Annotated in this window: 11 protein-coding genes; 6 read left to right on the top strand and 5 right to left on the bottom strand. The window is 55.5% G+C overall.

The genetic code is table 11. The features are described from left to right. Nucleotides 1–67: 67 nt before the first annotated feature. From dam to trpS, 4 genes are read left to right on the top strand one after another with little or no spacing between them, the layout of a single operon-like run. Complete coding sequence (gene dam, locus EQV24_RS19955) at nt 68–880, top strand: adenine-specific DNA-methyltransferase (RefSeq protein WP_013099069.1); 813 nt, start codon at nt 68–70, stop codon at nt 878–880. 41 nt (nt 881–921) lie between these two features. Continuing rightward, nucleotides 922–1,599, top strand: a complete 678-nt coding sequence (gene rpe / locus EQV24_RS19950) for a ribulose-phosphate 3-epimerase (protein WP_130626957.1) — start codon at nt 922–924, stop codon at nt 1,597–1,599. Further along, nucleotides 1,592–2,353: a phosphoglycolate phosphatase gene (gph, locus tag EQV24_RS19945; RefSeq protein ID WP_013099068.1), complete on the top strand. Its 762-nt coding sequence runs from the start codon at nt 1,592–1,594 to the stop codon at nt 2,351–2,353. The genes rpe and gph overlap by 8 nt, the downstream gene beginning before the upstream one ends. After that, a complete protein-coding gene (gene trpS / locus EQV24_RS19940) occupies nt 2,346–3,350 on the top strand; it encodes a tryptophan--tRNA ligase (protein ID WP_013099067.1) in 1,005 nt (334 codons plus the stop codon). Before gph ends, trpS begins: the two co-directional genes overlap by 8 nt. Nucleotides 3,351–3,495: 145 nt before the next feature. On the opposite strand, the gene EQV24_RS19935 is transcribed toward trpS, so the two are convergent. The 4 genes from EQV24_RS19935 to nirB all read right to left on the bottom strand — a co-directional run bounded on the left by EQV24_RS19935 (nt 3,496) and on the right by nirB (nt 8,187). Next, nucleotides 3,496–3,666 (bottom strand): YhfL family protein, encoded by a 171-nt coding sequence (locus tag EQV24_RS19935; protein WP_008503029.1) that lies wholly within the window; start codon nt 3,664–3,666, stop codon nt 3,496–3,498. A gap of 145 nt (nt 3,667–3,811) precedes the next feature. Then, nucleotides 3,812–5,185: a siroheme synthase CysG gene (gene cysG, locus EQV24_RS19930; RefSeq protein ID WP_013099066.1), complete on the bottom strand. Its 1,374-nt coding sequence runs from the start codon at nt 5,183–5,185 to the stop codon at nt 3,812–3,814. 135 nt (nt 5,186–5,320) lie between these two features. Continuing rightward, nucleotides 5,321–5,647 (bottom strand): nitrite reductase small subunit NirD, encoded by a 327-nt coding sequence (gene nirD, locus EQV24_RS19925; protein WP_013099065.1) that lies wholly within the window; start codon nt 5,645–5,647, stop codon nt 5,321–5,323. Then, complete coding sequence (gene nirB, locus EQV24_RS19920; RefSeq protein WP_013099064.1) at nt 5,644–8,187, bottom strand: nitrite reductase large subunit NirB; 2,544 nt, start codon at nt 8,185–8,187, stop codon at nt 5,644–5,646. The genes nirD and nirB overlap by 4 nt, the downstream gene beginning before the upstream one ends. A 241-nt stretch (nt 8,188–8,428) precedes the next feature. Here nirB and EQV24_RS19915 point away from each other — a divergent pair, with 241 nt between their 5' ends. After that, nucleotides 8,429–9,730 (top strand): cytosine deaminase, encoded by a 1,302-nt coding sequence (locus EQV24_RS19915; RefSeq protein WP_130626956.1) that lies wholly within the window; start codon nt 8,429–8,431, stop codon nt 9,728–9,730. 18 nt (nt 9,731–9,748) lie between these two features. Here the strand turns inward: EQV24_RS19915 and tsgA are convergent, their stop codons facing one another. Continuing rightward, nucleotides 9,749–10,933, bottom strand: coding sequence for an MFS transporter TsgA (tsgA, locus tag EQV24_RS19910; protein WP_013099062.1), 1,185 nt, complete (start codon nt 10,931–10,933; stop codon nt 9,749–9,751). A gap of 278 nt (nt 10,934–11,211) precedes the next feature. Here tsgA and ppiA point away from each other — a divergent pair, with 278 nt between their 5' ends. After that, on the top strand, nt 11,212–11,784 hold the full coding sequence (gene ppiA / locus EQV24_RS19905; protein WP_013099061.1) for a peptidylprolyl isomerase A: 573 nt from the start codon (nt 11,212–11,214) through the stop codon (nt 11,782–11,784). The last annotated feature ends 33 nt before the right edge of the window (nt 11,785–11,817 follow it).

Genomic DNA, 11,817 nt, shown 5'->3' with positions numbered 1-11,817 from the left:
TGTTTAAAGCGCAGGATGCTGTCGGAGCTTTCTCCACAGCCGGAGAAGGTGTAATCAGTTAGTCAGCATGAAAAAAAATCGCGCTTTTCTGAAATGGGCAGGGGGGAAATACCCCCTGCTTGATGATATTAAAAAGCACCTGCCTAAAGGCGAGTGTCTTATCGAGCCCTTTGTGGGCGCAGGATCGGTGTTCCTGAACACCGATTTTTCTCGTTATATCCTGGCGGATATCAACAGCGATCTCATCAGCCTCTATAACATCGTCAAACTGCGTACCGATGAGTATGTGGAAGAGGCGCGCAAGCTGTTTACGCCCGAGAACAATCACCCGGATGTTTACTACCAGCTGCGCACTGAGTTTAACCAGAGCCAGGATCCGTTCCGTCGGGCGCTGTTGTTCCTCTATCTCAACCGCCATGGTTACAACGGCCTGTGCCGGTATAATCTGCGTGGGGAATTCAACGTGCCGTTTGGCCGCTATAAGCGCCCTTACTTCCCGCAGGATGAGCTGTATCACTTTGCTGAAAAAGCGCAAAATGCAGAATTCCACTGCCTCTCATATGAAGAGTGTATGGAACTGGCGGGCGTAGACTCGGTAGTTTACTGCGATCCGCCTTACGCCCCGCTGTCTGCGACGGCGAATTTTACCGCCTATCACACCAACAGCTTCAGTCCGGCCGAGCAGGCCCGTCTGGCGGAGATGGCGGAAAAGCTGGTCAGCAAAAGAATTCCGGTGTTAATTTCGAATCACGATACCCCTGATACGCGCGAATGGTACAAAGCCGCGAAGCATTTTCAGGTCAAAGTGCGGCGTAGCATTAGCAGCAACGGCGGCACACGTAAAAAGGTGGACGAACTCCTGGCTCTTTATCGCCCCTGAGCCGTTTTGCCCGCCGGTAAACACATTTCAAGGAGATGCGGATGAAACAGTTTTTGATTGCTCCCTCAATTCTGTCGGCCGATTTTGCCCGCCTGGGTGAGGACACTGCTAACGCGCTCGCCGCGGGTGCGGATGTCGTCCATTTCGACGTTATGGATAACCACTACGTTCCTAATCTGACCATTGGCCCCATGGTGCTCAAGGCGCTGCGTAACTACGGTATTACCGCGCCCATTGACGTCCATCTGATGGTGAAACCGGTTGATCGCATCGTGCCTGATTTTGCCGCGGCGGGCGCCAGTATCATTACTTTTCACCCGGAAGCGTCTGAACACGTTGACCGCATGCTGCAGCTGATTAAAGAAAACGGCTGTAAAGCGGGCCTGGTCTTTAACCCGGCAACGCCGCTGAGCTATCTCGACTATGTGATGGATAAGCTGGACGTTATCTTGCTGATGTCCGTTAACCCGGGCTTTGGCGGGCAGTCATTCATTCCTCACACGCTCGATAAACTGCGTGAAGTGCGCCGTCGTATTGATGAGTCAGGCTATGACATCCGTCTGGAAGTGGATGGTGGCGTGAAGGTGAATAACATTGGCGAAATTGCGGCTGCGGGCGCGGATATGTTCGTTGCCGGTTCGGCAATTTTCGACCAACCGGATTACAAAAAAGTTATAGATGAAATGCGCCGCGAGCTGGCGAAGGTAAGTCATGGATAAATTGCAGGCAACCCGGGGTATTGCATTTGACCTCGATGGCACGCTGGTTGACAGCGCGCCGGGCTTAACGAGCGCCGTCGACCAGGCGCTGTACGCCCTTGAACTGCCCGTCGCGGGCGAAGATCGCGTCGTGACGTGGATTGGTAATGGCGCAGATGTCCTGATGGAGCGCGCCCTGACGTGGGCTCGGCAGGAGCGTGCGTCACAACGTTCCGCACAGGGTAAACCGAGCGTTGATCACGCGGATATCCCGCAGGAAGAACAGCTACGGATTCTGCGCAAACTGTTTGACCGTTTCTACGAAGAAACCGTTGAAGAAGGCAGCTTCCTGTTCCCGGACGTGAAGGAAACGCTGAGCGCGCTGCATGCGAAAGGCATTCCGCTGGGGCTGGTTACCAACAAGCCGACGCCGTTTGTTGCGCCATTGCTGGACGCGCTGGATATCGCGAAATACTTCACCGTGATTGTGGGCGGTGATGACGTACAGAATAAAAAGCCGCACCCGGAACCGCTGTTGCTGGTGGCAGGAAAATTATCCTTAACACCTGCTGAGCTGCTCTTTGTCGGTGATTCACGCAATGATATTCTGGCTGCCAGAGCGGCGGGTTGTCCCTCCGTGGGGTTAACCTATGGCTACAACTACGGTGAGGCCATTACCCTGAGTGAGCCGGACGTCGTGTTCGATCGCTTCAAAGATTTGTTGCCCGCACTCGGGCTTTCATACAGTGAACATCAGGAATTGAAAAATGACTAAGCCCATCGTTTTTAGTGGCGCCCAGCCGTCAGGTGAATTGACCATTGGTAACTACATGGGTGCGTTACGTCAGTGGGTTAGCATGCAGGATGACTACCATTGCATTTACTGCATTGTGGATCTGCATGCTATTACCGCCCGTCAGGATCCTGAGAAGCTGCGTAAAGCCACGCTGGACACCCTGGCGCTCTATCTGGCCTGCGGGATCGATCCTGAAAAGAGCACCATCTTCGTTCAGTCTCACGTGCCGGAGCATGCACAGCTTGGCTGGGCGCTGAACTGCTACACCTACTTTGGTGAACTGAGCCGTATGACGCAGTTCAAGGATAAATCCGCGCGCTATTCCGAGAACATCAACGCCGGTCTGTTTGACTATCCGGTGCTGATGGCGGCTGACATTCTGCTGTATCAGACTAACCAGGTGCCGGTGGGTGAAGACCAGAAGCAACATCTTGAGCTGAGCCGTGATATCGCCCAGCGCTTTAACGCCCTGTATGGCGAAGTGTTCAAAGTGCCAGAGCCATTTATTCCAAAATCCGGTGCACGCGTGATGTCGCTGCTGGAGCCGACCAAAAAGATGTCCAAGTCTGACGATAACCGCAACAACGTTATTGGCCTGCTGGAAGATCCGAAATCGGTGGTTAAAAAGCTCAAGCGTGCCGTGACCGACTCCGACGAGCCGCCTGTTGTGCGCTACGATGTGCAGAACAAAGCGGGGGTCTCCAACCTGCTGGATATCCTCTCCGGTGTGACCGGCCAGAGCATTCCTGAGCTGGAACAGCACTTTGAAGGCAAGATGTACGGCCACCTGAAAGGCGAAGTGGCGGATGCCGTTTCCGGTATGCTGACCGAGCTGCAGGAGCGTTATCACCGCTACCGTAACGATGAAGCCTTCCTGCAGAAGGTGATGAAAGAGGGCGCTGAAAAAGCCAGCGCGCGCGCGTCAGAAACCCTGAAAGCGGTGTATGAAGCGATTGGGTTTGTGGGTAAGCCGTAGGTAAAAGCAAAACGGTAACGGCGTTACCGTTTTTAGGGTTTGTACCCTCTCCCACAGGGAGAGGGCCAGGGTGAGGGCATCACGCTGCACTTTTCTAAACAAAAAAACCGGGGAATCCCCGGTTTTTTTACACCTGTAAAACAGCTTACTGCTGTGCCGCCGGGCCACAACCCCCGATGATCTTCGAAATAGAGATCGCCGGGTGCAGCAGATAATCGTAGCTGCAGTTATTTTTGGTGTTTTGCACGTGGCCAGTGCAGGCCGTCAGAGTCGATAACAGGCCTACCAGAACGGCAGCTTTAGCCAGTTTGAACATACGCATTCCTTGTCTTAAAAAAACTAAATTGGATGTAACACGAGGGAATAAATGGAAAAGTTCCATTTTGCGGGAGGTATGTTATCGACAGCAGTAACAGGGGAGTAGTCCGGTTAAGGACTACTCGAAGAAGGGAGAATATGCGCTAGTGATTTGAGAACCAGTTGAGTTTATCGCGCAGCTCGACCACGCGGCCGACAATAATCAGCGCCGGGCTTTCAACCTGCTGCGCCAGCTCACCCAGCTGTGTCAGCACGCCATTTACCACGCGCTGCTTAATGGAGGTGCCGTTTTCCACCAGTGCGACGGGCATATCCGCTTCCATGCCGTGTTCCAGTAATTTCGCCTGGATCGTAGCGGCCTGATTCAGCCCCATATAGAAGACCAGCGTCTGCTTTTCGGCGGCCAGGTTGTGCCAGTCCAGTTCGCTGCCGGTTTTCAGGTGCCCCGTTACCAGACGCACGCTCTGCGCGTAATCACGATGGGTCAATGGAATACCGGAGTACGCCGAACAGCCGGATGCCGCCGTAATGCCAGGCACCACAGAGAACGGAATGCCTGCGTTGCACAGGGTTTCCAGTTCCTCGCCGCCGCGACCAAAGATAAACGGATCCCCGCCCTTCAGGCGCACCACACGTTTTCCTTTTTGCGCTTCCCGCAGCAGGATCTGATTAATCTCTTCCTGCGGCACGCAGTGATAACCCGCACGTTTACCCACAAACACCCGGTCCGCATCGCGACGTACCAGATTCATGATCTCATCGGAGACCAGACGGTCATACACAACGGTATCGGCCTGCTGGATCTGCTGGAGTCCTTTCAGCGTCAGTAATCCCGCATCGCCGGGACCTGCGCCTACCAGCACCACCTCGCCACGATGATCCAGCGGTTCAGAGAGTAACTGCTCGGTCGTCTCTTCAACCGCCTTCACGTCCTGATTGGCCAGCGACTGGGCCAGCCGGTCATTGACGAAGAATTTTTCCCAGAAGCGACGGCGCTCGCCCACGGTCGCGAAGGTTTGCTTCACTCGTGAACGCAGTTGCCCTGCATAATGGGCAATTTGCCCAAGATGTTGCGGCAGCAGTGCTTCCAGTTTTTCCCGCAGCAGGCGGGCGAGAACCGGCGAGCGGCCACCTGACGACACCGCAATCATCAGTGGTGAACGGTCGATTATCGACGGCATGATAAAGCTGGCTTCTTTCGGCGCATCCACCACGTTGCAGAAGATACGGCGCGCTTCGCAGGCATCGCTGACGCGCTGATTCACTTCATCGTCATCCGTCGCGGCAATAGTCAGCCAGCAGGTATCCAGCAGGGACTCGTTAAACTCCCCCTGATTCAGCGTGAGCATCCCTTCCTTCGCCCAGGCTTCAAACTGTGGTGCGAAGGCGAGGGCGTTAACCGTAAGACGGGCACCTGCCTCTAACAGCAAGCGGGCTTTGCGTTCAGCCACATCGCCGCCACCCACAAGCAGGCAGTCGCGATGGCGTAATTGACAGAAAATCGGCAGGTGGTCCACGACATTACCTCACAGCATTCATGGAGGGGGTAAGAATTGACGTCAGAATAACAGCAGGAATCGCCGGAAACATACGGTTTTTCCTGCCGTTACCCATAAGGGGTCATAAGCCTTTCCTATAGGAAAGGCGGGGGGTTAGGCTTTTAACTGCACCTGGCCGTCCTTCACGCGAACGTCGTAGTGCTTCACCGAGTAGCTTTCATCTTCCATGCACAGTCCGTCGCTTAAACGGAAACGCTGTTTTTTCAGCGGACTGGCGACCCACAGTTCACCCTGATGCTCGGCAATCAGCCCGCGGGAGAGGACGCTGGCCTCAAAAAACGGGTCGATATTGCTGATGGCAAAAACCTGTTCGTCGTGGCGAGGGCGGAAAATCGCGACCTGCTCGTTTCCCAGCAGCGCACAGACGCCGGTTGCCGGCAGAATGTCGTTAATGTTGCAGATGTTTACCCACTGGCTCATGCGTTTTCCTCCACCAGCGTGACCGGAATACGTTCATAAGGTGTCGCCGGACGATGCTGTTCGCGCTCTGCTACTACCTGCACGTTCGGGTCGCGCTGGGTGCTGTTGATGAAGTGTTTGAAGCGTGTCTGTGCCGCTGGCGTGTTGACGGTTTCCGTCCACTCGCAAATCACCGCCGCGCGCAGGCGCGCCATCTCGGCTTCCAGATGTTCGTTCAGCCCCAGCTTGTCGTCGATGATGACCGACTTCAGGTAGTCGATGCCGCCCTCCAGATTATCCAGCCAGGAAGCGGTACGGGTCAGTTTGTCGGCGGTACGGATGTAGAACATCATGAAGCGGTCGAGATACTGAATCAGCGTGTCGTGATCAAGATCGGCCGCCAGCAGATCAGCGTGGCGTGGTTTCATCCCGCCGTTACCGCAGACGTACAGGTTCCAGCCTTTCTCGGTGGCGATGATCCCCACGTCTTTCCCCTGCGCTTCGGCACATTCACGGGTACAGCCGGAGACGCCGAACTTCATTTTGTGCGGGGTACGGATGCCTTTGTAGCGGTTTTCCAGCTCGACGCCGAAGCCCACGCTGTCGCCCACGCCGTAGCGGCACCAGGTGCTGCCCACGCAGGTTTTCGCCATGCGCAGCGCTTTGGCATACGCATGACCGGTTTCGAAGCCCGCCTCAATCAGCTGACGCCAGATCTCCGGCAGGTCATCTTTCTGTGCACCAAACAGGCCGATACGCTGGGAACCGGTGATTTTGGTGTAGAGGTTAAATTCACGCGCGATACGGCCCACGGCCACCAGCCCTTCCGGGGTGATTTCACCGCCCGCAGAGCGTGGGATAACGGAGTAAGTCCCGTCTTTCTGGATATTTGCCAGGAAGTTGTCGTTGGTGTCCTGCAGCGGCGTATGTTCTGGTTTGAGGATGTACTCATTCCAGCAAGAGGCCAGCAGGGAGCCGACGGTCGGTTTACACACTTCGCAGCCATAGCCCTGGCCGTGCTTGGCCAGCAGTTCGTCGAAGGATTTAATGCCTTCCACGCGGATCAGGTGATACAGCTCCTGGCGAGAGTACGCGAAGTGCTCGCACAGGTTGTTGTTCACTTCGATGCCCTGTTTCGCCAGTTCGGCGTTAAGCACCTGAGTGACCAGAGGAATACAGCCGCCGCAGCCGGTTCCGGCTTTGGTTTCCGCTTTCAGCGCCGCAACGGTGTGACAGCCTTTGTTGATGGCGGAGATCAACATGCCTTTGGTGACGTCGAAGCAGGAGCAGATCTGCGCGCTGTCCGGCAGTTTATCGACGCCGATAGACGGCTTGCCGCTGGAAGCGTGCGCCGGGAGGATCAGCGCGTCCGGATTCTCCGGCAGTTCGATGGCGTTCAGCACCAGTTGCAGCAGGTTGCCGTAGTCGCTGGTGTCGCCCACCAGCACCGCACCGAGCAGGGTTTTGTTGTCCTGGCTGACGATCAGGCGTTTATAGATCTCTTTGCTCTCGTCGAGATAAACGTAGCTGCGCGCGCCCGGCGTGCGGCCATGCGCATCGCCGATGCCGCCCACGTCCACGCCCAGCAGCTTCAGCTTGGCGCTCAAGTCCGCGCCTTCGAAGGCGTTTTCGTTTCCGAGAATATGGTCAACGGCGACCTGCGCCATTTTGTAGCCCGGCGCCACCAGACCGTACACGCGGTTATTCCAGCTGGCACATTCGCCGATAGCATAGATATCCGGGTCGGAGGTCTGGCAGGTATCGTTCACCATGATCCCGCCGCGCTGGGCAACCGCCAGACCGCACTGGGTGGCCAGCTTGTCGCGTGGACGAATACCGGTGGAGAAGACGATAAAGTCAACTTCGAGCTCGCTGCCGTCGGCAAAGCGCATGGTTTTACGCGCTTCGGTGCCTTCCTGCACAATCTCTTTGGTGTTTTTGCTGGTATGGACTTTCACGCCCATGCTTTCAATCTTACGGCGCAGCTGATCGCCACCCATGTGGTCCAGCTGTTCGGCCATCAGCATCGGGGCAAATTCGATGACGTGCGTTTCAACGCCGAGGTTTTTCAACGCTCCGGCTGCCTCCAGACCCAGCAGGCCGCCCCCGACCACCGCGCCGCGTTTACTGCGACGTGCGCAGGATTCGATGGCGTTGAGATCTTCAATGGTACGGTAAACGAAGCAATCCTGCGTTTCCGAACCTTTGATAGGCGGGATCCACGGATATGAGCCAGTCGCCATGATCAGCTTGTCGTAAAAAACCGTACGGCCAGCGCTGGAGTGGATCACTTTCTCCTGACGGTTGATGGTGATAGCGCGTTCGCCCACCAGCACTTTTACGCCATGCTTCTCATAGAAACCTTCACGCACCAGAGAGAGCTCTTCGGCGGTATGATGGGAGAAGTAGGAAGACAAGTGCACACGGTCGTACGCCTTGCGGGGTTCTTCACAGAACACGGTAATATCGAACTGCTCAGCGCTGGCTTTATCGAGAAGATCCTCAATAAAGCGGTGGCCGACCATGCCGTTACCGATGATAGCGAGTCTGACTTTGCTCATTTTTGCCTCGATTTCTTTTCTATTACTGCCTACCTTAACGATTCAGCAGGGGCACTTATTGATGCAAATCAAATACGCCTTCGCCTACTCCCTAGGTGGTAGATGTATGATTTGTCAGGATTTTTATAAGTTATGGAAATCGCTGGCTTTTCGTTGTCGTCGATTTTATGTACAAAAAGAGTGGCTATTTTTGGAAAAACAGGTACTCCTTAATTTCAGCCGCGTTTTTCAGGGGAAAGGTATGTCTACAACACCGCTTTGGCTTGTGCAGAATGTTCGTTTACCGGATCGCGAAGGGCTGTGGCAGATCGCCATCGAGAACGGTCGGTTTGGTGCTATCACGCCCATGGACGAGACTCACAGCGAAAGCTATGAGGTCTTGAATGCCCGCGGCGGACTTGCTATTCCACCGTTTATTGAGCCGCATATTCACCTGGATACCACGCAGACGGCGGGCGAGCCACACTGGAACCAGTCCGGCACGCTGTTTGAAGGGATTGAACGCTGGGCGGAGCGTAAGGCGCTGCTCAGCCATGAAGATGTCAAAGCGCGCGCATGGAAAACGCTGAAGTGGCAAATTGCCAACGGGATCCAGTTTGTCCGCTCCCACGTGGATGTCTCCGACCCGACACTTACCGCCCTGAAGGCGATGCTGGAGGTTAAACAGGAGGTCGCCCCGTGGGTGACGCTGCAAATCGTGGCATTCCCGCAGGAAGGCATTCTCTCTTACCCGAACGGCGCGGCGCTGCTGGAAGAGGCATTAACGCTGGGCGCGGATGTGGTGGGTGCCATCCCGCACTTCGAATTCACCCGGGAATACGGCGTGCAGTCCCTGCATATCGCCTTTGACCTGGCGAAGAAATACGACCGTCCGCTGGATATTCATTGTGATGAAATCGACGATGAGCAGTCCCGCTTTGTGGAGACGGTCGCCACGCTGGCCTATGAAGCTGGCATTGGCGCGCGGGTCACGGCCAGCCACACCACCGCCATGCATTCCTACAACGGCGCGTATACCTCGCGGCTGTTCTGCCTGCTGAAGATGTCGGGCATTAACTTTGTGGCGAATCCGCTGGTGAATATCCACCTGCAGGGGCGTTTTGACGACTATCCGAAGCGTCGGGGCATTACCCGCGTGAAGGAGCTACAGGCGGCGGGCATTAACGTCTGCTTTGGTCATGATGATGTGTTTGATCCATGGTATCCGCTCGGTACCGGCAATATGCTGCAGGTGCTGCATATGGGGCTGCACGTCTGTCAGATGATGGGCTACCCGCAAATTGACAGCGGCCTGAACCTGATCACCCATAACAGCGCCCGCACCTTTGGCCTGAGCGATTACGGTATTGAGACGGGTAACCCGGCGAACCTGGTGATTTTGCCTGCAGAGAGTGGGTTTGAGGCGGTACGCTGTCAGGTGCCGGTGCGCTGGTCCATTCGGCAGGGGCGGATTATTGCCACCACGCAGCTGGCGCAGACCTGGATCCAGATGGATAGCGGGGGAGAAGAGATAAGTTTTGCCAGAAACAGCCCCTCTGCGTAGCGCAGAGGGGCGCAGGGATTAGTGCGACGCCGCTGCAGCGTTATGCTGGCGGTGGCGGGTTACAAAGCCCAGGATGAAGCACATGATGAACACCACGGCGTACAGGCCGTTAGCGGTGTGCAGCGCCGCCAGCGGACCGCTGTGGGCGACGATCGGGCCCGTCACCACAAAGGTCAGCATGGTGCCGATGGTGCCGCAGGTCAGGACGAAGTTCACCAGCTTCGGCGAGGCCACTTTGGTCTGCAGGGAGCCCAGAGTGATGATCGACGTATAAATGGCGCTGGAGAAGAAGCCCAGGGTCAGAATGAACCACGGCATGTGGTCCGGGGAACCGTTGATGAACAGATACATGAGCACGGTAGCCAGGCCTGCCAGCACGGTCAGGATGCGCTGCAGATCGAAGAAGCGCAGGATGAAGCTAAACGCCCACATGCCAAACATGTAAGACATCCAGAAATCGCTCACCAGTTTACCCGCGTCGTTCAGGCTCATGCCCAGACCTTTGGCGTATTCCGGCACCCAGGAGATAAAGCCCAGCTGACCCAGGATGTAGCACAGTGCGGCAATGGAGAGGAACAGTACGCCGATACCCCATTTCTCTTTCGCCACAGGCTCTGCCGTGGTCTGTGCTTTTTTACCCAGAACCGGGAATTCGCAGCCGAAGGTCAGAATGAAGATGGCCACGTAAACCAGGCCGATACAGGCGTAGACCCAGTACCACTCAATGCTGCGCGCCAGCAGAACGGCCGCGACCATCGGGAAAATCATCCCGGCCATGCTGAAGAAGGAGTCGGTAAACAGCAGGCGCGCGCCGCGCTGACGGCCTTCATACATATGGGTAATCAGGAAGGTACCAATCGACATGGTGATCCCGCTGACCAGACCGAGCACGAACATGGCGGCGGAGAACAGGGCGATGCTGTGGCTCAGCATCAGACCCGCCACGGCGGCGACCATCAGCACAAAACCAAAACGCAGCTGCGTTTTCAGCGGAACAATTTCCATCAGCCAGGCATTCAGGAAAATGGAGATCAGGATCCCCGCGTTGAGGAAGGTGAAGGTGTTACTCATGCTGGAAACGGGCAGCTGGAAGTAGTCTGCGATATTTCCCATCACCATCCCGGTGACGATCACCAACGCGCCGGTCAGGGCGTAGGAGAAGAAGCTGATCCATGTGAGCTTGATACGATTGCTGTTAGTCATGTCTGGCCTGTTCAGGAAAAGAAAAGCGCCGGATAGGCGCTGAGAGCGGGCAGATTTTAGTCGCGAAAGTGATCCATTCATATCTTTTAAAGAAAATATGAGCTTCATTGCAGGTTTTTATGTGATCGCGATCACATAAAATTGCGTCATAACCAATCGTTTGCGCGGTAACAACTGTTTCAATTTCGTAAAATTAGGTAAAAGGCTGGTCTCCGTTCATACTGCTCTTTAGAATCAAGCCATTCGCTTTTTATACTGCGCTTTGTTAAGGAATTCTCATGCTCAAATCAACACTGGCGGCTGTCGCAGCTGTGTTTGCTCTTTCTGCCGTTTCCCCGGCTGCGCTGGCAGCAAAAGGGGACCCTCATGTTCTGCTGACCACCTCCGCAGGGAATATTGAGCTGGAACTGAATAGCCAGAAAGCCCCGGTTTCTGTGAAAAACTTCCTCGACTACGTAAACAGCGGCTTTTACAACAACACCACCTTCCACCGCGTGATCCCAGGCTTTATGGTGCAAGGCGGCGGTTTCAACGAGCAGATGCAGCAGAAACAGCCGAATCCACCGATCAAAAACGAAGCGGACAACGGCCTGCTGAACACCCGTGGCACCATCGCCATGGCGCGTACGGCGGATAAAGACAGCGCTACCAGCCAGTTCTTTATCAACGTGGCGGATAACGCCTTCCTCGACCACGGCCAGCGTGACTTCGGCTATGCGGTGTTTGGTAAAGTGGTAAAAGGGATGGACGTGGCGGACAAGATTTCTCAGGTACAGACCCACGACGTTGGGCCATACCAGAATGTACCATCCAAACCGGTCGTGATCCTCTCTGCAAAAGTACTGCCGTAATCCTCTTTGACACGGGCGCGTCTCGCCCGTGTT

This window comes from Enterobacter sp. A8 (assembly GCF_004296595.1).
GTDB classification, from domain to species: domain Bacteria; phylum Pseudomonadota; class Gammaproteobacteria; order Enterobacterales; family Enterobacteriaceae; genus Enterobacter; species Enterobacter cloacae.
Note: the sequence above shows the minus strand (reverse complement) of the source record. Positions and strands in the feature narration are given on the sequence as shown.